The sequence below is a fragment of the Psychroserpens luteolus genome, from assembly GCF_021032705.1.
In the GTDB taxonomy this organism is placed as follows: Bacteria; Bacteroidota; Bacteroidia; order Flavobacteriales; family Flavobacteriaceae; genus Psychroserpens; species Psychroserpens luteolus.
Genome location: NZ_JAHVXI010000002.1, coordinates 119,327 through 142,947 on the forward strand (window position 1 = coordinate 119,327; position 23,621 = coordinate 142,947).

General features: G+C 33.7%; 17 protein-coding genes. 9 read left to right on the forward strand and 8 right to left on the reverse strand.

Annotated elements, in window-relative coordinates; all coding sequences use genetic code 11:
- Nucleotides 1-79: 79 nt before the first annotated feature.
- Both KWG70_RS06240 and bshA read left to right on the forward strand, forming a co-directional pair.
- Entirely contained in the window at nucleotides 80-3,034 is a 2,955-nt protein-coding gene (locus KWG70_RS06240) for a glycoside hydrolase family 3 N-terminal domain-containing protein (protein WP_230935134.1), read from the forward strand.
- Nucleotides 3,035-3,046: 12 nt separating this feature from the next.
- Entirely contained in the window at nucleotides 3,047-4,183 is a 1,137-nt protein-coding gene (gene bshA / locus KWG70_RS06245) for an N-acetyl-alpha-D-glucosaminyl L-malate synthase BshA (RefSeq protein WP_230935135.1), read from the forward strand.
- A 273-nt stretch (nucleotides 4,184-4,456) separates the two neighbouring features.
- Here the strand turns inward: bshA and KWG70_RS06250 are convergent, their stop codons facing one another.
- Nucleotides 4,457-5,263: a DUF1853 family protein gene (locus KWG70_RS06250; protein WP_230935136.1), complete on the reverse strand. Its 807-nt coding sequence runs from the start codon at nucleotides 5,261-5,263 to the stop codon at nucleotides 4,457-4,459.
- An 81-nt stretch (nucleotides 5,264-5,344) separates the two neighbouring features.
- Here KWG70_RS06250 and KWG70_RS06255 point away from each other — a divergent pair, with 81 nt between their 5' ends.
- Nucleotides 5,345-6,466: a DEAD/DEAH box helicase gene (locus tag KWG70_RS06255; RefSeq protein WP_230935137.1), complete on the forward strand. Its 1,122-nt coding sequence runs from the start codon at nucleotides 5,345-5,347 to the stop codon at nucleotides 6,464-6,466.
- Nucleotides 6,467-6,530: 64 nt separating this feature from the next.
- Nucleotides 6,531-7,076: a DUF4251 domain-containing protein gene (locus KWG70_RS06260; RefSeq protein ID WP_230935138.1), complete on the forward strand. Its 546-nt coding sequence runs from the start codon at nucleotides 6,531-6,533 to the stop codon at nucleotides 7,074-7,076.
- A 1-nt stretch (nucleotide 7,077) separates the two neighbouring features.
- Here KWG70_RS06260 and KWG70_RS06265 read toward each other — a convergent pair whose 3' ends face one another.
- Nucleotides 7,078-7,776 carry a LytR/AlgR family response regulator transcription factor gene (locus KWG70_RS06265; protein ID WP_230935139.1) on the reverse strand — a complete coding sequence of 233 codons (699 nt, stop codon included), beginning with the start codon at nucleotides 7,774-7,776 and terminating at the stop codon, nucleotides 7,078-7,080.
- Nucleotides 7,773-8,594, reverse strand: a complete 822-nt coding sequence (locus KWG70_RS06270) for a sensor histidine kinase (RefSeq protein ID WP_230935140.1) — start codon at nucleotides 8,592-8,594, stop codon at nucleotides 7,773-7,775. Before KWG70_RS06270 ends, KWG70_RS06265 begins: the two co-directional genes overlap by 4 nt.
- A 213-nt stretch (nucleotides 8,595-8,807) precedes the next feature.
- Here KWG70_RS06270 and KWG70_RS06275 point away from each other — a divergent pair, with 213 nt between their 5' ends.
- From KWG70_RS06275 to KWG70_RS06285, 3 genes are all read left to right on the forward strand, one after another.
- Nucleotides 8,808-9,980, forward strand: coding sequence for a metallophosphoesterase (locus KWG70_RS06275; protein ID WP_230935141.1), 1,173 nt, complete (start codon nucleotides 8,808-8,810; stop codon nucleotides 9,978-9,980).
- A 118-nt stretch (nucleotides 9,981-10,098) separates the two neighbouring features.
- On the forward strand, nucleotides 10,099-10,857 hold the full coding sequence (bla, locus tag KWG70_RS06280; protein ID WP_230935142.1) for a subclass B1 metallo-beta-lactamase: 759 nt from the start codon (nucleotides 10,099-10,101) through the stop codon (nucleotides 10,855-10,857).
- A 32-nt stretch (nucleotides 10,858-10,889) separates the two neighbouring features.
- A complete protein-coding gene (locus KWG70_RS06285; RefSeq protein ID WP_230935143.1) occupies nucleotides 10,890-11,342 on the forward strand; it encodes a YybH family protein in 453 nt (150 codons plus the stop codon).
- A gap of 1 nt (nucleotide 11,343) precedes the next feature.
- Here KWG70_RS06285 and KWG70_RS06290 read toward each other — a convergent pair whose 3' ends face one another.
- From KWG70_RS06290 to KWG70_RS06300, 3 genes are read right to left on the reverse strand one after another with little or no spacing between them, the layout of a single operon-like run.
- The gene (locus KWG70_RS06290; RefSeq protein ID WP_230935144.1) at nucleotides 11,344-11,535 is read right to left on the reverse strand and encodes a CpXC domain-containing protein; all 192 of its coding nucleotides are present in this window, start codon (nucleotides 11,533-11,535) and stop codon (nucleotides 11,344-11,346) included.
- A gap of 37 nt (nucleotides 11,536-11,572) precedes the next feature.
- Nucleotides 11,573-12,169, reverse strand: a complete 597-nt coding sequence (locus tag KWG70_RS06295; RefSeq protein WP_230935145.1) for a hypothetical protein — start codon at nucleotides 12,167-12,169, stop codon at nucleotides 11,573-11,575.
- Entirely contained in the window at nucleotides 12,166-12,744 is a 579-nt protein-coding gene (locus KWG70_RS06300) for a YceI family protein (protein ID WP_230935146.1), read from the reverse strand. The genes KWG70_RS06295 and KWG70_RS06300 overlap by 4 nt, the downstream gene beginning before the upstream one ends.
- A 129-nt stretch (nucleotides 12,745-12,873) precedes the next feature.
- Here KWG70_RS06300 and KWG70_RS06305 point away from each other — a divergent pair, with 129 nt between their 5' ends.
- Both KWG70_RS06305 and KWG70_RS06310 read left to right on the forward strand, forming a co-directional pair.
- Complete coding sequence (locus KWG70_RS06305; protein ID WP_230935147.1) at nucleotides 12,874-13,740, forward strand: winged helix-turn-helix domain-containing protein; 867 nt, start codon at nucleotides 12,874-12,876, stop codon at nucleotides 13,738-13,740.
- 175 nt (nucleotides 13,741-13,915) lie between these two features.
- A complete protein-coding gene (locus tag KWG70_RS06310) occupies nucleotides 13,916-14,356 on the forward strand; it encodes a hypothetical protein (RefSeq protein WP_230935148.1) in 441 nt (146 codons plus the stop codon).
- Nucleotides 14,357-14,363: 7 nt separating this feature from the next.
- On the opposite strand, the gene KWG70_RS06315 is transcribed toward KWG70_RS06310, so the two are convergent.
- Together KWG70_RS06315 and KWG70_RS06320 are read right to left on the reverse strand one after the other, a co-directional pair.
- Entirely contained in the window at nucleotides 14,364-15,368 is a 1,005-nt protein-coding gene (locus KWG70_RS06315; RefSeq protein WP_230935149.1) for a PorP/SprF family type IX secretion system membrane protein, read from the reverse strand.
- Between the two features lie 22 nt (nucleotides 15,369-15,390).
- Nucleotides 15,391-23,607: a T9SS type B sorting domain-containing protein gene (locus tag KWG70_RS06320; RefSeq protein ID WP_230935150.1), complete on the reverse strand. Its 8,217-nt coding sequence runs from the start codon at nucleotides 23,605-23,607 to the stop codon at nucleotides 15,391-15,393.
- Nucleotides 23,608-23,621: the final 14 nt, after the last annotated feature.

Genomic DNA, 23,621 nt, shown 5'->3' on the forward strand with positions numbered 1-23,621 from the left:
CTTTTATACTTAATACTAAAATACTATTTTGGCATAGTTTTTAGTTCTAATTAAGAACAAATCAAAAGACCTTTAGTTTATGCGTTATATATTGTCCCTCATTTGTATTTTTTCAATGGTATTGCCTACGTTCTCTCAAGATGTAGGTCATCCGTTAGCACATGAAAACCTAGAAGCCCAACAGAAGTGGGTGGATAGTGTTTACAATAGTATGAGTTTGAAAGAAAAAGTCGGACAGCTGTTTATGGTTCGTGCGTTTTCTAATAACAATAAAAGTAATGAAGCCGAAATCGCTAAATTGATCAACAATAATCATATTGGAGGATTAATATTTTCTACTGGTGGTCCAATACGTCAAGCAAAACTAAACAACTTATACCAAGCAATCTCTAAAACACCTTTATTAATTGGTATGGATGCTGAATGGGGATTAAGTATGCGTTTGGATTCTACCTATGCATTTCCATGGAACATGACACTAGGTGCTATAGAAGATAACAAGCTTGTTGAACGTACAGGTTATCATATTGGAGAGCATTGTAAGCGTATTGGCGTGCATTTTAATTTTGCACCAGTTGTTGATATTAATACTAATCCTAAGAATCCTATTATTGGTAATCGTTCATTTGGAGAAGACAGAGATAATGTTACGGCAAAAGCTTCGGCATTTATGAAGGGTATGCAAGATGCAGGTGTATTAGCTAATGCAAAACATTTTCCTGGTCATGGCGATACAGATAGTGATTCTCACAAAACACTTCCAACGATCAATTTCAATGAAAAACGTATAGATTCTATTGAATTATATCCTTATAAACAGCTTATAAAAGAAGGCTTGTCTAGTGTTATGGTTGCACATTTAAATGTGCCTAGTTTAGAGCCACGTGACGGATTCCCATCGTCATTATCTACTCATATCGTATCAGATATACTAAAAGACTCTTTGGGATTCAAAGGACTTATTTTTACTGATGCTCTTGAAATGAAAGGTGTTTCTAACTATAGTACGCCTGGTGACATAGATCTCGCTGCTTTTCAAGCTGGAAATGATGTTTTACTTATCTCTGAAGATGTTCCAAAAGCCATTGCAAAAATCATTAAAGCTTATAATGATAAAGACGTCACTGAAGAGCGCTTGGCACATTCGGTAAAAAAGATTTTAATGGCGAAATATAAAGTTGGTTTAGATCACTATCAACCTATTGGCACTAACACTTTGGTTAATGATCTCAACAGATTACAAGATGATGCACTGTATGAAGAATTGCTTGAAGGTGCTATCACAGTATTAAAAAACAAATCTGATCTATTACCACTTCGTAATCTTGAAACTAAAAAGATTGCCTATGTAGAATTAGGAGATGACACTGGCTCTACATTCTATGATGAGCTTAAAAAATATACAAAGGTTCATAAGGTTAAAGCCAAAAAACTCGATGAACTTATGACCAAGCTTCAAAATTATAATACGGTTATTGTTGGTTTTCATAAGAAAAATCAAAATCCGTGGCAAGGTTATAAATTCAAAGACAAAGAGTTAGTTTGGTTATATGAGATCGCTAGAACCAATACAGTAGTTTTAGATGTTTTCGCACGACCGTATTCTCTTATTGATTTATCAAGTATAGAAAATATTGAAGGTATTGTGATGAGTTATCAAAACAGTGCTATAGCTCAGCAAAAATCTGCACAACTAATTTTTGGTGCGATTCCGTCCAAAGGAACAATTCCAGTATCTCTTGGAGGTCATTTTAAGGTTGGTGATGGCATTACTTACAGTTCTATTTCATCATTAAGCTATGGTTTACCAGAACGCGTTGGAATGAGTTCAGATAGGCTCAAGCGTCTAGACTCTGTTGCTAATTATGCGGTTAATAATAAGATGACGCCAGGAATTCAGTTGTTGGTAGCCAGAAAAGGAAAGGTTATTTACAATAAGAACTTCGGTAAACACACGTACAAAGGAAAGGAAAAAGTCAAATTTGAGGATTTATATGATGTGGCTTCTTTGACAAAAATTTTAGCAACCTTACCACTTTTAATGGAACTTGAAGAAAAGAAGGCTTTGTCTTTAAACACAAAGCTATCTCGTATACTTCCTGAATATAGTTCTTCTAATAAAAAGAATGTGACCATTAAGCAAATGCTATCGCACTATGCGCAACTAAGACCTTGGGTGCCTTTTTACGTGTCTACTTTAGATTCGGTTACAAAAAAACCACTAACTAAATATTACAGGAGAACATCGTCACCACGATTCAATATTAAGGTAGCAGAGAACATGTATTTAAGACATGATTACCCAGACTCCATCCAGAAAATTATTGTGGAGACAGAGTTATTATCTTCGCTACGTTACCGTTACAGTGATTTACCATACTATATTCTTAAAAAATATATTGAAGGTTATTATGATAAACCATTAGATGAATTGGCACAACAACATTTCTATCAATCACTAGGCGCTAATTATACAACTTATAATCCATCTGCCAAGTTTAGCGATAAGAATATTATTCCTACAGAAGTTGATGACTACTTTCGTTTTCAAGAAGTACATGGTTATGTTCATGATATGGGAGCAGCCATGCAAAATGGTGTAGGTGGTCATGCTGGTGTGTTTAGTAATGCCAATGACGTTGCCAAAATCATGCAAATGTATCTTCAGAAAGGATATTATGGTGGTAAACGCTATTTAAAATCTGAAACTGTTAATAAATTTAATACCTGTCATTTTTGTCATAAAAATGTAAGGAGAGGTGTAGGTTTCGACAAACCACAACTAGGAGACGAAGGTCCAACATGTGGCTGTGTGTCGATGACAAGTTTTGGGCATTCTGGATTTACAGGAACCTATGCTTGGGCAGATCCTGAAGAAGAAATTATTTACATATTCCTGGCCAATAGAACCTATCCAAAAGCTGGAAAGAATTTATTGTTAAGAGAAAATATAAGAACCGAAATACAGCGTTTGATCTATGAGGCTATTATTGATGATGACTCTGAAAATGATATCGCTGAACACAAAAAATAGAGATACAAATATATGCGAATAGGAATAGTTTGTTACCCAACATTTGGAGGTAGTGGAGTTGTAGCTACAGAATTAGGATTAGAATTATCTAAGCGTGGCCATGAAATCCATTTCATTACTTATAGCCAGCCTGTTCGGTTAGAGTTACTAAGTAACAATGTGCACTATCATGAAGTAAATGTGCCAGAGTATCCATTATTTTTGTATCAGCCATATGAATTGGCTTTATCTAGTAAATTGGTAGATATGGTCAAACTTCATAAAATAGAAGTATTGCATGTACATTATGCTATTCCGCATGCTTATGCTGCTTATATGGCAAAGAAAATGTTGCAAGAGGAAGGTATTTATGTTCCTATTGTAACAACTTTACATGGTACAGATATTACACTAGTTGGTAGTCATCCATTTTACAAACCAGCTGTAACCTTCAGTATTAACAAATCTGATGCTGTTACTTCAGTATCTCAAAGTTTAAAAGATGATACGTTGCGCTTGTTTGATATAAAGAAAGACATTAATGTCGTGCCCAACTTTATTGATTTGGCAAAGCATCAACCTAATTTTACCGATTGCCAACGTGCGATGATGGCCAAAGATGAAGAAAAGATCATCACGCATATTAGTAATTTTAGAGAAGTCAAACAAATTCCCGATGTAATCAAAGTGTTTTATAACATTCAAAAAGAAATCCCAGCAAAATTGATGATGGTTGGCGAAGGTCCTGAACGTGAACCAGCAGAACGTTTATGTGACGAATTGGGAATTAGTGATCGTGTGGTATTCTTCGGAAATAGCCACGAAATAGACAAAATACTCTGTTTTAGTGATTTATTCTTATTACCATCGTTAACAGAGAGCTTTGGATTATCGGCACTTGAAGCTATGGCGTCTGGTGTGCCAGTGATATCAAGTAATACAGGTGGAATTCCAGAAGTAAATGAGCATGGTATTTCAGGGTATTTAAGTGCCATAAATGATGTGGATGACATGTCTAAGAACGCACTTCATATTTTGACAGATGAACAACGTTTGACAGCATTTAAATCTAATGCAAAAGCTGTTTCTAAGAAATTTGATATTCATGAAATTGTACCACAATATGAGGCAATTTATGAGGATACTCTAAAAAAGTGCTTGATATTGTAATGAGACCAATTAAAATAACAGATATCTTAATTAGCGGATTGAGCATTTTTGTTTTTAAGTTGTTATTTTATATTGATTTTGAAATCATTACTCCGTTTATATTACCCAAGCCCCTTGCTATTATCATATGAACGATACTCCCTATGGGTTGATATATTCTATATGAGTGGAGGATCAAATGGGCATCCAGATGGAAATTTAACCCATATTATAGTAGTACTGGCATTAAGTATTTTTCTAGGACTAAAACTGAAAAAACAGATTGGTAAATTATTACCACCACACCAAAAAGCCTTTAGTTAATTCATTAGTTTTGTTTTTCATCCAAAACAAAGGCGATTGCTTATTTTCTAGATAAACGTTTACTGCTATCTTGAAACTAGAATAATTCAACCAATCAACATTATCATTGGGATTGAGAAACCAATCGATCTTTGCTGGGACATAGAATTGACAATCCACAAATCCTTCTAGCTGCATCACATTAATATAGAACCCATACACACAATCTTCATTTAGATGTTCAAAACTCACATTGTGTTGGTAAGGCACAAAGAGTTGTGCTTTAAATACAATGCGTTGCTCAAAGTTTAAATGCTCTAACTTTAATTGTGATAATGTACTCTTACAATCGTTAGAGTGGAGTAGCGGTAATTGTTTGTCAACTAGCTTTTTTAGTTTCTCAGATAAACTATCTTTTCTATTTGGGCCAATCCATTGCTCAATTTCAGATGCACCAGCAGAGGCATCATACACATAAAATTTATAAACGATTTCTAGATGAATGGGTTTTTTATCTAAGGTCATTAGAGCGTCTAATTCGCCAAGCGTTTGTTTTCCTTTCTGAATTTGAATATTTTCAGCTAATAATTCAATAGTGTCACAAAGTTCCAGTGTATTAAACACAAATTGTTCGGCTAATTGCCCAAGTCTAAGTTGCCGTTCCAATTTCCGAAGAAATATAGAATGTTGCTCAGTAGTAAATTCTAATTGCATTACATCTAAAACAGCATTGCCTTTCCAAAGTAAAGGGGTTTTATAGCAGGCTTGATACAGATTTTGAATATGATTTGATTCCATTTGCATTGAGATTCGAAATTACGAATATTAATTCTGAAAGCTTGTAGAATAACAATACCTTTGCGCCATATTAATTTGATTATGGATAAGACATTTTTCGACTTAGGGATTTCTAAACCTTTTATTAAAGGATTGAAGGAACTTCATATTAAAACACCAACGCAAATACAAGAAGAGGCGATTCCTGTACTACTGAAGAACGATACAGATTTTATTGGTTTAGCTCAAACAGGAACAGGTAAAACGGCAGCATATGGTTTGCCAATCCTTGAAAATATAAATCCGAAAAAGGATCATGTGCAAGCTTTGATTTTGGCGCCTACACGAGAATTGGTACAACAAATACAAAAGCAGTTGTTTAAGTTTACTAAGTATTGTGATGCAAAAATTTTTGCAGAGGGCGTATATGGTGGTGAGAAAATGGACATTCAAATCAAGCGTTTACAACGCACAACTCATATTATTGTGGCAACACCTGGACGTTTATTAGATTTTATAGAACGAGGAGATGTAAATATTAAGCATATTGAAACCTTAGTGTTAGATGAAGCAGATGAAATGTTGAGTATGGGATTTAAACAAGATTTGAATAAGATCTTAAAATACACGACTGGTACTCGACATACATGGTTATTCTCTGCAACGATGCCTGAAGAGATCCAAAAAATTATAAGGACGTACATGTCTGATGATGCCGTTCGTGTGGAGATTGATAGGAATAGCATTGTAAATGCAAATATCTCTCATCACTATATTGTGACTTCAATCAAGGAAAAAGCAAATATCATTACGAGATTATTAGATAAATTTGATACGGATAGAGGTATTATTTTTTGTAGAACCAAAGCAGGAACTAATCAACTTACAGGAGTATTAAAAGCTGAAGGGTTCTCAGTAGATGCACTACAAGGTGATATGCAACAAAAGGAACGCGATAAAGTGATGCGCGCCTTTAAAAATCAATCGTTACAATATTTGGTGTCAACTGATGTTTCGGCAAGAGGTATAGACGTAAATAATTTAGCATTTGTTATTCATCATCAATTACCAGACCAATTAGAGTATTATACACACCGAAGTGGAAGAACAGCTAGGGCTGGTAAAACAGGAGCGTCAATTGCACTTATAATTTCGGGAGAGGAGCAAAATATCCAAGGTATTCAAAAGGATTTGGGCATTAAGTTCAAGCAAATGACTTTATAAAATGTTAAAAAGCAAGCATATACGCTGCTTTATTCGTATCTTAATAGCACTAAATGTTGTTGCTATGAAAGCTAAATATATAATTGTGTTGATAGTAAGTTGTTTTTTACTATCGTGTAGTTCTACAAAGTCTAGTGCTACTCCAGAGCAAATAGAAACTTTAGACGCTTTGGTTGCTGGGAAATCTTTTGAAATTAAATCAGATTGGGCTTATCCTCAGGCTTCAAGTGGCTTATTGGCTCTTCAAAACTCTGGCTTGTTAGCTCCTGGCGATGCTAATGCTGGACGTTTTAGTTTGATTGGTAATCCTAACCACTTCAGGTTATCAGATGATAATATTGATTCGTATTTACCTTATTTTGGGGAACGTCAAATGGTGACCGATAGATCAGGTAATGGTAGTATAGAGTTTAAAAATACGATTAAAGATTATGAGGTTACCAAAAAGGATAATAATTCGTATATCATCAAGTTTTCGGCAAAGAGTCATAACGAAAACTTTAATGTTATTGTGACCTTATTTCCTAGTTTAAAAAGTGAAATTATGTTACAAGGAGCCAAGCGCTTTCCTATACGATATTCAGGAAAAGTAGTCGCTATTTCAGAATAAATTACTTCAATAACTCGTTGACATTCATTTTATACATTTTCCCAATTGGGACAATATAATCTTGTATATGTATTCTATTGCCTTCTATACTAGAAATATGTGTTTTAGCCACTGCAAATGATTTATGGACTTGTAAAAACTCATCGGTAGGTAAGGACACTAACATTTCAGAAATTTTTTCTCTTATTGTAATGGTATCATTTGTGGTGACTACTTTAGTGTAATTTCCTGAAGCTTCGATAAATAAAATACTAGGAATATCAACTTGAATATAACTTTTGTTCTGCCTTAAAAAGATTTGATTTGTAGTAGATGTCTGATCATGTGTTGACGACTTTTTACTGCTTATACCTGAGCCAATCACCTTATTAATAGCCTTTAAAAAACGCTCAAACCCAAATGGTTTTAATAAATAATCTATAATGTTAAGCTCATAACCTTCTAAAGCAAACTCACTATAGGCAGTGGTTACAATAACTTTTGGAGGTGATTTTAGTGTTTTTAAAAATTCAAAACCTTTCAATTTCGGCATATTGAGATCTAAAAAAATAAGATCTACAGATTGATTGCTTAAATAATCTAAAGCTTCTATAGCATCATAACAATCTGCCATATGCTTCATATTTGGTAGCATATCACAATAGCCTTTTATGATATCATGTGCAATATGTTCGTCATCAATAATGATATATGTAATCATAGTTTAGAAATTGTAAGTTGGGCATTAAAAATGTTATTAGTCTTAGAAATAAGTAAGTCATGATGCTTTGGATATACTAATTCTAAACGTCTTTTTAGATTTTCTAACCCAATACCTTCATGTTCATTTTCTAGAGTTGCATCAAAATTATTCTTTATATCAAAATGGACTTGCTCATGTTTTGCAGACATAGTAATGTAAACATAAGCATTCTCTCTTAAATTTTCCACACCATGTTTAAATGCGTTTTCTAAAAGTATAATAAATAATAATGGCATAATTTGATAATCATTATCATCAATATCAACATTAAATTGAATATCTATAGTTTTATGGTAGCGCATCTTATGAAGCTCAATATAGTTTTTTAAATAGTCTATTTCTTCGGAAAGTAAAACAGTGTCTTTTTGCCCTTCATAGATACTATAACGCATCATATCTGATAATTTTAATATCAATTCTTGTGCTTGTTTTGAATCTTTATCGACTAAACCATATAGATTATTTAGCATGTTGAAGAAGAAATGTGGATTGACCTGACTCTTTAAATGCATGAGTTCAGTTTTGCGAATTTCACCTTTAAGCAAAACATACGATTTCAATTGCTTTATAATCCATAACACACCTAAGCCGATAAGGAAAATGTAATAGGCAATAATCAAACTACTAACAATCGGATTATATCCTTCAAGGAATACAACAGAATCTTTATCTGTTGTAAGAATTTCATAAGCCGTAATTATAATTGGAATTAGAGCAGAACCAACTAAAACAATTGTTAGTATAAGACGGTATTTTCTATCTAAAAGATGTTTCATAACACAATATTAAGTCAATATATCATGGCAACAAAAGAAGTTGACAAACGACCTGTAAGTGAGGTTAAACACTCATTTTGTGTATGCAAAGCAACTTTGTGATAATTAGCTAGTTATGCACCACTATGTTGATGCTTTATATCCCTAAAGTTATTTTGGTTAGTCTTTGAAATATAGGTTTGCAGTATTAAAATCAATCAAAAAGCGAATATTATGAAAAAACGAGTATTACGATATTTAAAACATATCACAGTCACTATTTTAACCCTAGCTATTGCCGCTATACTATTTGGATTATATCATGGAGCAAGCGTGCATTATGGTGATCATCCAAAACAAAAAGATCTCAGCAATGAAGGTCCTTATGTGTTTTACGAAAATGACTCTATAATGAGTATTAATTATGTAAAAGGTAATAAGAATGAAGGATTTTATGTTGACAAAACCCTACATCAATCTAGCAAGACAACACGTGTGACTTGTTATTTTCCGTTAGATGATACCACTTTCGAGTTTGATATAAAATCTGATTTTGAAAGTCCGAAAGCCATTTATAATGATGGCAATAAAATATTAGCAATTTCTGATATTGAGAGTGGTTACAAAACGTTTCGGGACTTTTTAATTAATAGTCAGGTTATTGATACAAAACTTAATTGGACTTTTGGAAAAGGGCATTTGGTGTTAGTTGGTGATTTTGTTGATAGAGGAAATTCTGTAACACAAGTCCTATGGTTTATATATAAACTTGAACAAGAAGCGAGTAAACATGGAGGTCAAGTACATTTTATATTAGGCAATCACGAACTGAAAAACATGTATGGTGATTATGAAGCCGCAGAGCACAAATATATTGCCGTATCTAGAATTTTAGGCAAACAACAATACCAACTATATGATAAAAATTCGTTTATCGGAAAATGGCTATCTAGCAAAAATACAATAGAACGTATAAACGGTCACTTATTTGTACATGGTGGAATCCATCCTAACTTAGCTAAATTGTCTGTAGATATCAATGCCATAAATAACATTGTTAGAAAGCACTATTATCAAGGATATTACCCAAAGCAAGAAGCTGGCATTGAGCAGTTTTTAACAGCTACTAAAACAGGTCCTTCATGGTACAGAGGTTATTTTAAGGATGATTTATCTCAAGATGATATTGAGTTGGGTCTTAAAAAATTTGATGCTAAAGCCGTTATCGTCGGACATACAATTCAAACAAAAGTAAAACGTTTATTTAAAGGTAAGGTGATTGCAATAGATGTTCAGCATCCAAAAGATTATCATAAAAACTTTCCAAGTGGTGCATCTGAGGGGTTGTTAATAGAGAATAACAACTATTATCGTGTTCTAGATGATGGCAGAAAAAAAAGTATATAATTTAATTGAGCTTCTGTAAGATTACAGAAGCTCAATTAAATCTAATTCTTATCTTTAATCATTGTCAAATTATAGTCTGTTGATTTATATAGAAGCGTTTATTGGAAAAAGGGATATCATGAAAAACATTAGTTTACTTAACGTTTTCGTAAGTGTTATTATCGTACTAGGTTTTTATAGCTGTTCAAAACCAGATAGCAACGCAGTAATCTATGATACTGATGTGTTATCCATTACTAGAGTTAATAAACATGTGTTTGTTCATGAATCGTATCTCAAATTAAAAAGTGGAACAGAGGTTCCTTGCAATGGTATGATTTTTATTAGTAATAATGAAGCTATAGTATTGGACACGCCAACAACCATTGAAGCTTCCAAGGAACTCATAGAGTGGATAGAAGAGACACTAAGATGCGAAGTAAAAGCTGTGGTTCCAACTCATTTTCATGTAGACTGCTTAGGAGGATTAGACGCATTTCATGATAAGGGTATAAATTCAATTGCCAATAACGCAACAATTAAACTAGCTCAAAGGGATAGTAGTGTGCTTCCAAAGTCTGGTTTTAATAACACTAAAGACATTTCAATTGGTGATAACAACGTAATCTTATCATTTTTTGGAGAAGGTCATACTCGAGATAATGTGGTTGCTTACATCCCAAGTGAGGAAACTTTGTTTGGAGGTTGCTTGATAAAAACTCTCGAAGCTAGTAAGGGTAATCTTAATGATGCAAATATCGATCAATGGTCGACAACAGTGGAACAAATAAAAAACAGGTATTCAGATTTAAAGTTTATTGTTCCTGGTCATGGTAGTTATGGAGACACAGCTCTTTTAGATTACACCATAGAATTATTTAAAATCAACGACCAATAAAATATACAATTCAATAATCAATATCATAGCTTATGAAATCTATATGTTCAATACTACTACTTATATGTACTATGCAATTTGCTATAGCTCAAACTTACACAGGTAATGAAGATGACATTGCTCAAATACTTAAAAACACTGAGACATTTTCCGAATATATAAAAGCATCTAATTATAAAATGATAGGTGCATCGTATACAGCTGATGCGAAGATATTTCCAAATAATAAAGAGATTATAGAAGGAACAGAAGCCATTATTAACTACTGGAAACTACCAAAAGGTGTTAGCATCAAATATCATAAAGTGACTTCGCATGAAATTAAAATCTTAGGTGATGAGGCCTATGATTATGGTGTTTATCAAGGTGCCACTTTATTAGGTAGTGGAGAGGAAGTGTCATGGAAAGGTAAATATGTTATCGTTTGGAAAAAAGAAAATAACACATGGAAAATGTATTTAGATATTTGGAATAGTATAAAATGATCTAATCAATATCTAATTCATCTTTCAACTTATCCAAAGCTTTCTTTGCTTTGTCAAGGGACTGTTTATTGTCTTCATATACCATTGTAATAACAGTCTTACAATTAGGACAAGTAAATTCTTTTTCTTTTAAAACATCATGCAGTTCAAATTCAATATTAGATTGACAATTAGGACAAGGAATAATTGGCATTTTTTAGATATTTAATGAGATTATTTTATAAATATAATCAATCCTCACAAACATCATCCCTAAGTTCGATATCTTTAAATTTTTCCCAGATATTTCCTTCAAAGTCTTGGGGTGACAATCTGAAACTAATATTTGATGTGTTGTTTTCTTCACAATTATGAACCTTAGCCAATAGATTTAAAGTTATCATTTTTTGAGTATTGAACGCATCGTAAACGTTTAATTTTCCAACAAAATCAGCTTTATCATAACCATTTCCTTTTGTATTTATAATGAGAGCAGTAGTTTTAGGGACTTCAAAATCTTTTTTCTTATTCACGGCTTTCATTAGTCCATCATAATAGAATCCCATTTGTTGTTCTAAATCCTTAGCTGTAAACTTTTGAATACCTTTAATATGCCATACGAAAGTATAACACCAAAAATCTGGATGGTCTTTATCTCTCCAACTCTTTGCAAACCTGAGATCTTCATACCCTTCGTATTTTATTTCTGGAGCAAAACCTAGTGGGAATTTTATGATCTCTTTTAACCAAGTCGTATCAGATACAAATACACCTTTTTCTTGTTCTTCTTGAGCATTAATAGAAAAAGAATAGAGTAGAAGTCCGATAATTAGTACTATTTTTTTCATTCATTTAGTTTTTTCAAATTAAGTGTTACTTCAAAGCCAATAGCATCAGAAATGGCACCATCTCGCAATTTACTATTATAGTTAATTCCCCAACGCATTCTATCAATTTTAAACCTAGTGGTCATTTGTTCTTTTGCGAAATCAACTTCAGCTTGAAATTCTATTGGCAATGTAATACCTTTTATGGTTAAATTTGCAAAAATCTTCATATGAGTAGGATCGTGATACGTTACATTGGTAATTTTTAGTTTGGCTTCGGGAAATTTTGCGACATCAAAAAAGTCTGGATCTTTTAAATGATTAACAAGACTTTCATTAGCATCTGCAGTTTTAATATCGTCACATGTAATGCTGTTCATATCTATAGTAAATTCGCCACCTGTGATAATATCTCCAGTTTTTATAAAGTGACCGTTTTTAAAATTAATAGCTCCATTGTGCCCTCCAAAATAAAAGGTATACTCCCCAAACCATTTTAGTTCACTTTTAGAGGTGTCTATAGCTAATTTTTCTTGAGCATAGCTAAATGATAATGTGCAAATAGCTGTAATAAGTAATAACATTCGCGTTTTCATAAGTTTTGTTTTTTAATTAATACTGGATGTAAAACTATCGGCAGCTTTAGCAAAAAGTGTCAAAAAAGTGTAAAAGAAGTGTCAAGAGTTGTAAAAAGTCATGAAATTGTATGTTATTTACAGGAAATTATGAGCAAGAAAAGAATTTACACCTATACTGTTTCAATTATCCTGGTGATTATTGGATGGCTATTATCTAATTCAGATAAGAAGAATGAAGCGTTTATTGAGCGTGTGAAAATTTCATTACGTGAGGTAGGAAATCAGTTATTATTATCCAATCAAGATTCTACATCATTGATTTTACCTGTTAAAAAATTGAGTGATTATAAGTATCAAGTATCATTTAATGAGCAACTGTCATTTGAACCAAATAATTTGGTGACCATTATAGATAGTACACTTAATATATCTCAACTTCCAAAGCATTATAGAGTAGAAGTATTACAGTGTTTAGACCAAGAAGTTGCTTATAGTTATCAGATGAGTAAGGAAGAAGAAAGCACGATCATACCGTGTAATGGGCGTTATTTACCCAATGGATGTTATACTATTGAAGTTACCTTTTTCAAGCGGGTAACATCATTTTTTAATAGAAAGAACTTATTTTATCTTTTATTGTCAATCGTGATCTTATTCATAATTGATCGTTTCTATTCAAAACAAAAACGTGAAATTGCATCAGAAAATGATCATAAAAAATATACATCGATAGGTCGTTTTCGGTTTTATCCAGAACAAAACAAATTAGTTAAAGAAGCTGAGGAAATTAGTTTGTCTAAAAAAGAATGTGAGCTTTTAGAAATATTTGTTGCACATCCAAATCAGATCATCAAGCGTGATGAGCTCACTAAAAAAGTTTGGGAAGACAATGGTGTTTTTGTTGGAAGAAGCCTAGATACTTATATTTCCAAGTTAAGAAAAAAGCTAAAAGATGATGATGCTATAAAGCTTACCAATGTTCATGGTGTGGGTTATAAGCTAGAAGTTAGTTAAGCCATCGTCAATTATAAAAAAAACAGTATATTTGAATTAAGCACTGAAAATCAGTGTTATATCTCTCCCTATTTAAGAATTTTAAGGTCGATAATGGCCAACAAAAACAGTACTCATGTGGTATCTATTACATGAGTTATAATTAGTTTATGTAACTATCTTAAATCAATATATTATGGCTTCACAAAACTATTTTTCTCTTTACAAAAATAGAGAGAGCACTACAATTTTTAAATCTGATGTCCAAGGAGACAATGACCCATCAACTGGACCAAAAGCAATTTTTCAATGGTTAGCACTTTTTGCTGGTGTTCTGATTCAACCTTTCTATGCGTTTTATAAAGAAGCAAGAAACTTTGGTACTCCTGGTGAAGTATACCAAGACTATTATTTTGTTGTATTTGCCTTAATTGTATCTATAGTTGCTTTTCCAACGGTATACAGAAAAGCCTTTGATGCAAATAGGCCAAAGTGGATGCAATTAATACCAGTATTTACGGCTGGTCTTGGTTGGCAAACAATTGTTGATACAGCAGTTGAAGTTGCAACTCCTACACCAGAACAGGTTGATAGTGTAACGACATTAATTGGCTATTTAAACAACATGCTAGTTTAGTAGATACTTAGTTTCTATTATTACCGTTATTTTTATACTTTCTATAGCTTGTTCCTTTTGTACAAGCACAATTACTGATGCCTTGTAAGAAATCTAATCCTATAGTAATACTATGTGTACCTGAGTTAAATCCAGAAAGGTCATTAATTGTTAATTGGTATGAATAGGCAAAATATAATCTATTCTTCATGATTCCTGCCATAGGCCCAAAGTTTAATGGTTTTAAAAATTGATCATTTAAGAAACGATATGAAGCACCAACCCAGTAGTAATCACCAGATCTATTGAATTTTCTATATTTAAAATTGAAATCGGTTGCAGAACGTCCATCACTATTAAACAATTGGAAAAACACTGATGGTTCAAACTCAACACTATTATTTCGTTTGTTGCCAAATACATATCCAGTATAGGCTTGAAAGTTTAAAAGATTATTAGGTTCAAAACCTGTAAAATCATCAATTTTCTTTTCTAAAATGTTATTGGCATTAACACTAAGGTAAAAACGATCCCAACGGTAAAGTAAGCCAACATCAAAATTATGATTGGTTACTGATCTATCATCAGTAATACTAGGATCTACAATAGGAATTTCTTCTGTAGGTTGAAAGTTTTCAATATCAATTCGAAAGCTATTGATATTGTATGACATACCAAATGAAAAATATTGCTTAGATGTATAGTCTAGAATGATATGATGCGCAAAAGAGAACTTAGCTCCCTTCTGACGTGTATTACCATTTCTATCATTATACATAGATACACCAATACCAGATTGATTAGCGATTCTGAAATCGGCATACAGAGCTTGATTGTCTGGTGCATTTTTAATACCTACCCATTGCGTAAGTCCGTTAGCTCGTATTTTTAAATTATCTCCAATTCCTGCATAAGTAGGAGAGATGATAAAATCGTTATCTGCTAAGTATTGAGTCCACACAGGCAAATTTAGCTCTTGTCCAAAACTAAATGAACAGAACATTAAGAGAATATATAGTTTGATATTTTTCATTTCAATAATTGTTTTAAATCTATTACCTGTAAAGTGTAAAATGCCCAACATACTCTTTAGCTACAGCTGGATTATTTGGTCTAACGACATACCAATAATCACCTGTTGGTAGTTCTGTTCCATTATATCTTCCGTCCCAGTATTCACCTACACGATAGGTTGCAACTTTACGACCGTATCTATCAAAAATATCAAAGGTTAGGTTTGGAAAATCTTCTGTACATCCTGGAGACCAAGTATCGGTTACACCATCACCATTCGGACTGAAATAATTAGGTATACAAGGCCCTAAAATTTCTAATTCAATTACAGCTACAGCTTCACACCCAGCACTATCTGTAACAACTACAGTATAGACACCAGATTCTGTTACATAGTATACATTAGTATCGCCATAATCTTCGTCATTAAACGTAAACTGATACACACCAGTTCCTCCGGCAGCATTTGCAATGATCTCTCCAGCCTCATCACCTTCAACTAATACCAATGATATTGGTGCATAATCTTCTATGTCAAATAATTCTGTTGTTTGAATACAACCATTAGTATGTCTAACATCGATATAATGATCTGTTCCTGGTAGTACGTCTGTAAATACATTACTAATTTGGTAAGGTCCTCCATCTAAAGAGTAGTCTAATTGTGAAAGATCAGTAATGCTTTCATCAACGGTTACAGTAACTGTATTAGTAAGTGCATTGTTCTCACATAAGTATTCAATTTCTATGACTGGGTTAATTGTCACCGATTCCGGGAAGGTTATGTTCCACTCAGATTCACAACCTTGAGCATCACGCACGTATACCGTATGGTCACCACCACCTAATCCGGTAAAATCAAAAATAGTTTGACCAGCCGCTCCTGTAGTATAAGGACCATCATAAGTATCTAAACTCACACTATAAGGTAAGCTACCTCCTGAAATATCAATACTAAATTCACCATTACCTTCTCCTTCACAAGTTTCTTCAAATAGTGAATCTGGTACAATACTAAGAATGACTTGTTGAGGATCATTGATAGTGAAATCAAAAGTTACATAGCAACCTAATACGTCCTGTACAATAACATCGTAAGTACCAGGCGCTAAATTTTCAAAAATATTGGTCTCAAAAAATTGATCTAATTGTGGAGAAATCGCATATTTAATAATTCCTGTTCCTCCAGTAGCATTGATTTCTAATACACCATCATCATTTCCACTACAAGTCACATCATTTACAACGAAATCAACTTCTAGAGGCGCAGTTGGCTCTGTAATAGTTATTGGAGCTGTAGCCGTATTACAATCACCACTTACAACAGTAACAATATAAGTTCCGGCGATAAGTTCTGTAAATATACCAGGACTATTTTGCGTTGCAGGAATTGTATTGCCAAGTGTATCTTCTAAAGTATATACATAATCTCCTAATCCACCTTGAGCTGTTGCTACAATAGATCCATTGTTATCACCAGCACAATTTATTGTTGGGTTTGTTGATTGTAAGTTTATCTCTAAATCTGGAAGCGGATCAATAGTAATTTCATTAGACACATTAGCAATACATCCATTTGCATCTCTTACATAATATTGATAAGTACCAGGTGGCACAGAGAATGTTGTAGATGAATTAAATGTTCCCAATATAGTTGTGAAAGAACTATCGTTACTATAGGTGTAAATACCAGTTCCTCCTGAAGCACTTAATGTTAATGTCGATTCAGTTAAACATGTTTGAGTTGTTGCTGTGACTAAACTAGCTTGGATAGGTGTAGGCTCTGTAATAACGATATCAATCGAAGTTAATGAACATTCATAGCTATCAGTTATAGTAACAGAGTATGTTCCTGCTCCTAAGTTGCTAAATACATTTGTCGTTTGTGGACCAGATGTACTAGGTGTAGGCAAAATAGTAGTTAAGGTGTAAATATATTCTGTTCCTTGACCTCCAGTAACATTGGTAATCGTTATGGATGCATCTTGATCTCCAAAACATGACAATACTGATGTATTAGGCGTAAATGTAGCGTTTATAGGTGTTGGTTCTGTAAGCGTAACATCAACAGAAACAATACAGCCTTCAGCATCTCTAGCGTTTACTGTATAATTTCCTGCTGATAAATCTGTAAACGTACCATTTGAAGAATACGCCACAGTAGCATCTCCTGTTAATTCATATTCATAATCACCCCAACCTCCAGTTGCAATCGCAGTTATAGTTCCTTGACTGTTATCACAAGTGACATTAGATGTTTCATTGGCAGTTAAAGCCAAGACTTCAGAAGGTGAAGCAATAACTACAGTTGAATTAGCTGAACAGAAAGGGCTTTCTGTTTCAGTAATAACTACAGAAAACGTTCCAGCTGACATTCCTGATACAGTTAATGGATTAGTAGATGTATTAGCATTTACCACTCCAGTAACTGAAGCACCTAAACTGTCAAATACTTCATAAGTATAAGTTCCTGTATAACCACTTATGTCTATATCAAATGACCCAGAATTATCCCCAAAACATGTAACTCCTGTTGGTGTTGTCGTAAATGATGGAGGTATAGCTTCTGGTATTGATATTGTTGTTTCTTCTGTACATGAAGTTACAGTATCTGTAATAGTAATTGTATAAACTCCTGATGGTACACCAGAAAACACATCTCCACTTAAACTAATGGATGCAGGGTTTGGACTTATACTATATGTATATGTTCCTGAACCTCCTGTTGTCACCAAGGTAATTTCGCCATCATCATCGTTACATGTGGATAATGCTGTAATACTTGGAGTTAATGTTAATGGTGCTTGAATATCAACTGATACTAAGTTGCCACATCCGTTGGCATCCTGTATTTCAATTGTATGCGTTCCTGAGAATAAATTAGATATCGTAAATGGAGCTGTTTGTGTCTGAAAAGCGCCACCATTAATACTAAAACTATATGGTGCAATACCTGGAGTATCTAAAGTAACGTCTATTTCAAAATTTCCTTCCGTTACAGTACACAAGTTAGTAACTGTAGCAGAAATGATAGGCGTCGTATCCATTGGTAAAACCACAATAGGACTTGAAACAACACATCCATAAGCATCTAAAGCATGTACATAGTAGTTTCCGGCATCTACGTTAAATGTACTTGCCGAAGCCCAACCAGCATCTGTTGCTAATGGTGCAGCAGCGGTAGTTGTTATTTGGTATTGATATGGAGCGGTACCATCTTGTGCAATTGCACTAATCAGTCCAGAGTTTGTATTACAATTCGCATTTTGATCTATAGAAACATCTAAGTTCAATAGGATAGCAGATTCAGTTATATTGAAAGGCGCAGTCACTACACCACAACCAGAATTTGCTCCAGATGTTTCAGTAATAGAAACAAAGTAATTACCAAAAGGCAATAGTCCTAAATCGGTTATAGTAATTGAACCACCTGCTGGAACACTACCAGAACCTGTTACACCTGTTGTAGCTAAGGTTAATGCATCAAAAATTTCATAATTGACGTTTACTGCAGTTCCATAGACACTATTAATTGTAAATGACACATTTCCATCATCACTTCCAGTACATGTTATATTATTTGAACTAACAGCACTCAATGTCAACGTTGAATTTGTTGGAATTGGTGTTGTCGCTGGTTCATAATAACTACAATTAGTTGAGGCGTCATAAACTATAAATGTATAAGTAACACCAGAAGTTAAACCAGTAAATGTTGCAGATTCACTACCAGGTGTATCTTCAGGAATCCATGATCCTGGCGGATTAGGATATACTGAAATAGGACCTTGATATATACTGAAAAAGAATGGTCCAGAACTAGTTAAAGTAGATCCAATACTCACAACTGCTTCTCCACCAGTAAGACAATCTACAGTAGCAGTTACTGAGATATCTAGATCGGTTGGAGGAGAGGCAACCAATACATCTTGTTCTAATACAGAACAACCATTGGCATCTACAACATTAATTTCATATAATCCAAAATCTACGACATCAAAACTAACAGAGGTAGACCCTGTGGCATTTAGCTCGGAGTTAGCATAACCGTTTGTTCCAGTAACAAAATAATTATATGGTGCTGTTCCACCTGTAACAGAGTTGATAATTATAGAACCTTGTGATACACCACCTGGCCCACAACTAATATCTACTGTATTGTAATCTACAACTATAGGATCTGGCTCACTTATAACAATAACTTCATTAGCTGTACAAGAATTTGCATCTGTAATAGTAACAGTATATGAACCAGCTGGTAATCCTGATGTTTGAGATCCATAATTTGTTCCTGTTGTATCATTATTTACATTTATGGTAAATGGAGGTGTTCCTACTGTAGTATCGATTGTAATATCTATAGCTCCATTAGAATCTCCATTACAAAGGATCTGTTCAGATTGTACTACAACACTTAGGTCAGGAAGCGATAATGGCTCTATTGTTATCACACTAGATTCTGCAATACAACCATTAGCATCTGTAATTTCAAATTGGTATGTTCCGTCTGTTGCTGTTGTATATGTAAACGATGTTCCAGTAGTACCTAAGGATGCATATGCCGCACCATTAATAGATACAGCATAGGTAAATGGTGCTGTACCTGTAATGTTTCCTGTTATAATGGCATCTGGTGTAACTGTACAATTTAAATCTTGAGTTAATACCACATTTACTGTAGGAGTTGGAATTGGATTTATAGTATATGATTCGCTATATACACAATCATTTTCATCTCGTACTTGAAATGTATAGGTTCCAGGTTCTAATCCAGCAAAATTGGTAGATGTTTGGTATGGTGTAGCACTAGTCGCTGGAGCAATAATTTGATATTCTAAAACTCCAATACCACCTGTAGTTCCTGTTATGGTAACTGTAGTTGTATTTGACGGACACGTAATAGGTGAGTTGTCAAACATTAAATCAGTTGGAGGATTTAATGAGTCTATCGTTATTTCATTTGTGATAGCAGTACAAACATTAGTATCTTGTATTGTAATTGTATATGTTCCATCTGTTAAACCAGTAAACGTATTACTTGCCTGAAATGTAACGCCATCAATACTGTATGTATATGGTCCATCTCCTCCTGTGACACCTGTAACTATAATTGTTCCATTAGAAGTACATGTGTAAGGTGCGTCTAATTCGGCAGTGCCAGATATCGCATCATTGGCTATTATAGTGACTGTTTGCGGTACTGTGGAACATACAGATGCTCCAATAGAATATTGTACTACAACATCATAATCGCCTGCAGCAAGACCAGGAAATACTGGCGAATTGAAAAAGGTTGCTCCACCATCTATACTATATTCTAATGCATAACCATTACTTGCAGTTACATTTATATTGATACTACCTGTTTCTCCAGAACAAGATATATCTGTTGTTACTATATTGAATTCAGGTTCTGGTAGCGGATCAACTATTATTGATGTACTAGCACTACAATTATTAGAATCAACTACAGTTATGTCATATGTTCCCGCTGTAGTAACAACAATCTCTGGTACTGTTTGAAAATCTGTAGAACCGTTTACAAAGTAGAAATATGGAGGTGTTCCACCTTCAGGGTATACAGTAATTTCTCCATCGGTACATGTTAATGGAATTGTAATTGCTGCTGTAACCGTTAACAATGGTGGTTCTACAATAGTGACATCTTCAGAATAAATACAACCATTTTCAGTTTCAACTGTAGCTGTATATGTTCCAGGATTTAAATTAGCAAATGTATAGGTGTTTTCCATAATTGGTCCAACACTATTGACTAATGTTCCACCTTCAAATAATGAGAATGAATACTGTGGATCTACATCATTAGCAGCCAATTGTATACTTCCTAAATCACCATTACACAATGGTTGAATAATTGTTGTAGACACTGTAAAATCACGGTCTCTAATTTGAACATCTGGAACAGTAAATACACATGGGTTTGTTGGTACTCCAATTTGTCTTATGTACACAGTGTATAATCCCGGAGTATTTACTGTAAATACATTACTCGTTTGATAATTAATATCATCAAGACTATACTCATAGCCAGATGGTACATCAATTACTGTTATTGTTCCTGGAGTTGTACAAATAATATCTGTAGCTATAACATCGGCATTTAATAAATTCTGATAAACATTAAAGTAAAATTGCACAAAACAACCACCTGAAAAATTTATAGTTAGCCTAAACTGACCTGATGTATTAGCTAAGAAATCTGGTCCGTCACCCACTTGATTCCACGTGCATGTATCATCTTCATTAGCACAATCTGGATCGGTTACAGCAGGACAACTAGATTCATCTAATTGTTCCCAAATAATTGATGTTGCACTAGTGATATTTGTTTCAATAAACCTAGAATCATTGGCACCACATAAAAATATATTTGGTAGTAACTTTCCATCATTTGGACAGGTCACTACTTCATCTGCATAAGGTATTACCGGATTTTCAATATCACCTCCAAATAGTTCTACATGGTATTCTTGCTCAATAGATTGACAAGGTGCAATGGCTGTATTAAATGAATAGTAAGTACCAACATTGGTAACAGTAATTGTTTGTGTTGTTCCTATGACTGGTGTTCCTGTTGGACTTGTTGACCAAGAATACGAATCGTATCCATTAGCAGCAGTTAGTTCTACACTAGAACCACATAAAATAATATCTTCTATAAACGTACAATCTAGATCAGCTAAAAAGTTAGTAGCTTGTGGAGATAATAAACATCCTGTATTACTATTTAAACTTGGATCATCTGTAATTTGGAACGTAGGATTAAAAAAGCCGTTATATGTAGCGAATGCTTGATTATTAATAATATTTGAGCATGCATCTGCTAATTCACCACAAGAATCAACCACTTGAACTTCAATGCGAATTTCATATACAGGATCATTTTCTTCAACTAAATAATCTTCAATATCAAATATTATCTCTCGTGTTACTGGATTATAACTGGCAACAGTAACACCAGGAGGTAATACTAAATCGTCAGGGTAGTTAAAAATAATATTGATTGGAAGTATATCTCTAATTTGAAAGTTAGTAGCATTATCATTTCCTGTGTTTTGAAAACCAATGACATAGTTTAATGATGAACCAAGACCTACGGTTTGACCTCCAATATCATTACCTGCATCATCTTCTACGATTTTAGTTAGTACAATATTAGGTTCAATAATCTCAACAGCGAAGGCAAAAAAGTATGGAAAATAAGTATCACCACTGGTTTCTAATCTAATCACTCCTGAAGTGGCATCGTTGGCTATAACAGTATTTCCTGGGTTTGGAATAGCAATAGTTCCTGTATCAAAACCTAAAGTATTGGTACTATTAGGAACCCTATTATCTACAGGTGTAGCATCAAGTCGTGTTACCGAACTATTAAAGAAATTAGTTTCAGGCCTATCGACAGTCGATAAACTAACACCATTTAGTCGTAATCGATCTCCTAAAATAGGACTATCACCTTCTAACGTGGCAAAAGCAAAATTTGCTCTAACTGGAGCAGGAGCAGGGACCGTTCTAAATCCGTCAACTGGAATGTCCAAAGTTGGGTTGTTGCCAGGCACACTAATCGCACTAAAGCCATCAAAACTAGTAATTGACTTACCAGGAAGTGTAGGATCTTCATAGACTATGAACAATGACCAACCTGCAGATTGTCCAGTACCATTATACGGATCAAAGTTTGCCGTTTCTCCTAAACCAGAAGAAACGTTAGCAACTGTATAAGTTCCTAAATCAACTCCTGAGCCATAACTTGTTACAATCGCTGTTACATCTGCAAAACATGCATAAGAGAAACTATCACCTCCATCAACAGTCGTTCCATTGGCATCATAAATAATAGTACCTTGTATATCGTTATACCCTCCAATAGGTCCTTTGAACTTTACTTCAGTAATCGGTTCATCTCCAGGATTAACAGCTCCCCAATATAAACCAGCATAAATAATTCTATAACAATTTGGATTTGGAATTTCTAGATCCGCACTAGACGAACTAAAAGTAGATGCATCACCATCAATATCAATATATTGCATATTAACATTGTGATTGTATACGGAGTTATCATTGAATGCATTATTGTCTGGCCCTAATATATTATTTCCAATAAGTACAATATCTCCTTTTAAATCCTCATTAAATCGAGGCGTAAAGGGTTCGTAATTTTGGGCATATGATATAAGACCAAAAAATAGTAATGAAACAATGATGGTGATTTTAGAAAATGTAGGTCTTTTCATGATATTTAAAATTT

Excerpts from the sequence above, each read along its gene's own strand:
- KWG70_RS06320 (WP_230935150.1), bottom strand. The coding sequence starts at position 23,607 with ATGAAAAGACCTACATTTTCTAAAATCACCATCATTGTTTCATTACTA.
- KWG70_RS06265 (WP_230935139.1), bottom strand. The coding sequence starts at position 7,776 with ATGATTACATATATCATTATTGATGACGAACATATTGCACATGATATC.
- KWG70_RS06295 (WP_230935145.1), bottom strand. The coding sequence starts at position 12,169 with ATGAAAAAAATAGTACTAATTATCGGACTTCTACTCTATTCTTTTTCT.
- KWG70_RS06255 (WP_230935137.1), top strand. The coding sequence starts at position 5,345 with ATGGATAAGACATTTTTCGACTTAGGGATTTCTAAACCTTTTATTAAA.
- KWG70_RS06240 (WP_230935134.1), top strand. The coding sequence starts at position 80 with ATGCGTTATATATTGTCCCTCATTTGTATTTTTTCAATGGTATTGCCT.
- KWG70_RS06270 (WP_230935140.1), bottom strand. The coding sequence starts at position 8,594 with ATGAAACATCTTTTAGATAGAAAATACCGTCTTATACTAACAATTGTT.
- KWG70_RS06305 (WP_230935147.1), top strand. The coding sequence starts at position 12,874 with ATGAGCAAGAAAAGAATTTACACCTATACTGTTTCAATTATCCTGGTG.
- KWG70_RS06260 (WP_230935138.1), top strand. The coding sequence starts at position 6,531 with ATGAAAGCTAAATATATAATTGTGTTGATAGTAAGTTGTTTTTTACTA.
- KWG70_RS06290 (WP_230935144.1), bottom strand. The coding sequence starts at position 11,535 with ATGCCAATTATTCCTTGTCCTAATTGTCAATCTAATATTGAATTTGAA.
- KWG70_RS06315 (WP_230935149.1), bottom strand. The coding sequence starts at position 15,368 with ATGAAAAATATCAAACTATATATTCTCTTAATGTTCTGTTCATTTAGT.
- KWG70_RS06285 (WP_230935143.1), top strand. The coding sequence starts at position 10,890 with ATGAAATCTATATGTTCAATACTACTACTTATATGTACTATGCAATTT.
- KWG70_RS06310 (WP_230935148.1), top strand. The coding sequence starts at position 13,916 with ATGGCTTCACAAAACTATTTTTCTCTTTACAAAAATAGAGAGAGCACT.
- KWG70_RS06300 (WP_230935146.1), bottom strand. The coding sequence starts at position 12,744 with ATGAAAACGCGAATGTTATTACTTATTACAGCTATTTGCACATTATCA.
- KWG70_RS06275 (WP_230935141.1), top strand. The coding sequence starts at position 8,808 with ATGAAAAAACGAGTATTACGATATTTAAAACATATCACAGTCACTATT.
- KWG70_RS06250 (WP_230935136.1), bottom strand. The coding sequence starts at position 5,263 with ATGGAATCAAATCATATTCAAAATCTGTATCAAGCCTGCTATAAAACC.
- bshA (WP_230935135.1), top strand. The coding sequence starts at position 3,047 with ATGCGAATAGGAATAGTTTGTTACCCAACATTTGGAGGTAGTGGAGTT.
- bla (WP_230935142.1), top strand. The coding sequence starts at position 10,099 with ATGAAAAACATTAGTTTACTTAACGTTTTCGTAAGTGTTATTATCGTA.